The sequence below is a fragment of the Streptomyces sp. NPDC007983 genome, assembly GCF_042958345.1.
GTDB lineage: Bacteria > Actinomycetota > Actinomycetes > Streptomycetales > Streptomycetaceae > Streptomyces.
Window position 1 is genome coordinate 96,445 of record NZ_JBIBJI010000023.1, and the last position, 1,687, is coordinate 98,131.

Annotated in this window: 1 protein-coding gene and 1 pseudogene; both read right to left on the bottom strand. The window is 68.5% G+C overall.

Features of this window, described 5'->3' with window-relative positions; translation table 11 throughout:
* Positions 1-19: 19 nt before the first annotated feature.
* On the bottom strand, positions 20-937 hold the full coding sequence (locus ACFZCY_RS39665; RefSeq protein ID WP_391185006.1) for an alpha/beta fold hydrolase: 918 nt from the start codon (positions 935-937) through the stop codon (positions 20-22).
* 62 nt (positions 938-999) lie between these two features.
* A pseudogene (locus ACFZCY_RS39670) lies at positions 1,000-1,687 on the bottom strand (alkene reductase); the annotation flags it as partial.

Below are 1,687 nucleotides of genomic sequence, written 5' to 3' on the forward strand. Positions count from 1 at the left end.
CCGTGCCCGTACCGCTCGGTCAGATCTTCGTCTTCTCCCGGACCCACGCGCCGATCTGTGCGATGGCGTCGTCTGCCTCCGGGACCCGGCCGGCACCGTAGACGTACGAGTGCTGGCCTCCCGGGACCACCACGGTCGCCGTGTCGATTCCGGCGTCCTCGACACGGGCGGCGAACTCCTCGTCCTCACCGGCCAGGACCTCGTATGTTCCCCAGGAGACGAGGGTCGGAGGCAGACCGCTCAGGTCCGCCCGGTTCAGATTGACCCTGGCGTCCGTGAACTCAATGCCCGTGCCGCCGAGCCAGGACTCCCGGAAGAACTCCAGCAGATCCTTGCTGAGTATCTTGTCCGTCTCGGCCTTGGTCACCATGGTCTCGTTGGCGATCTCGAGGTCGCACCAGGGGGAAATCGACACGATGGCGCCAGGCAGCGGCCGCTTCTTGTCGCGGAGGCGAAGCGCCAGGGCGACAGCGATGAACCCTCCGATCGAGTGGCCGATCGTGACGATGTTTCCCGGCTCATACCCTTCGGACAGCAGCCAGTTGAACGCCACCTCCGCGTCGTCCACCTGAGCCGGGTACTTGTGTTCCGGTGCTCGCCGGAAGTCCAGGACCAGTACGGGGGCCCCCGCGGCCCTGGCGATATGACCGGCGAGCTTTCGGTCGACGAACGCCGACGACAGAACGGAGCCCCCGGCGTGACCGTGCAGGAGGACGTAGTCGGCGTTGGCGCCGACCGGTTCGCACCAGATTCCCAGAACGCCACCCGCGTCCACTTCCCGATAGGTGACGCCTTCCGGCTCCCGGGCCGTGAGATGGACACTCTCCGACCGGGTGCGTATCGCATCCAACTCGGACTCGGGAATCACCAGTCCGGCCATAAAGTCCGCGAACTTGATCGCTTCCGGGCTCAGCTCAACAGCAGCGTGATCAGACACGTGGCACCTCCATGGGCCATTGGGGCATACCGGCCCGCCGGGGCCGGTAGCGCCGGGGTATGTCAGGCGGTGAGGGTGGGGTAGTCGGTGTAGCCGGCCTCGCCGCCGCCGTAGAAGGTGGCGGGGTCGGGGGTGTTCAGCGGCGCGCCGGTGCGTACGCGCTCGACCAGGTCGGGGTTGGCGAGTGCCATGACACCGACGGTGACGATGTCGGCCAGGCCGTCTTCGAGGTCCTTGGCGCGGGTGGCGATGTCGGTGCCGGCCCGGTTGAGAACCAAAGTGGTCGGCCACAGCTTGCGGAGGGTGTGCAGGTGTTCGTCGTCGCCGCCGTGGCCGATGTGCAGGTAGGCGAGGTTGAGCGGGGCGAGGGCGCGCACAAGTGCCGGGTACAGCTCATGGGTGTCGCTCTCGGCGATGTCGTTGAACGGGTTGCCGGGAGAGATCCGGAAGCCGGTGCGGCCGGCGCCGATCTCCTCGGCCACGGCGGTGGCGACCTCCACCGCGAAGCGGATGCGGTTGTCGAGGGAGCCCCCGTAGCGGTCGGTGCGCTGGTTGGTGTTGGTGGCGAGGAACTGGTGCACGAGGTAGCCGTTGGCGCCGTGGATCTCGACGCCGTCGGCGCCGGCCGCGATGGCGGCCGCCGCGGCGCGGCGGAAATCCTCGACCGTGGCGGCGACCTCCTCGGTGGCCAGCTCGCGCGGTACCGGCATCTCCTGAGGGCCGGACGGGGTGAACATGGTGCCCGCCGGC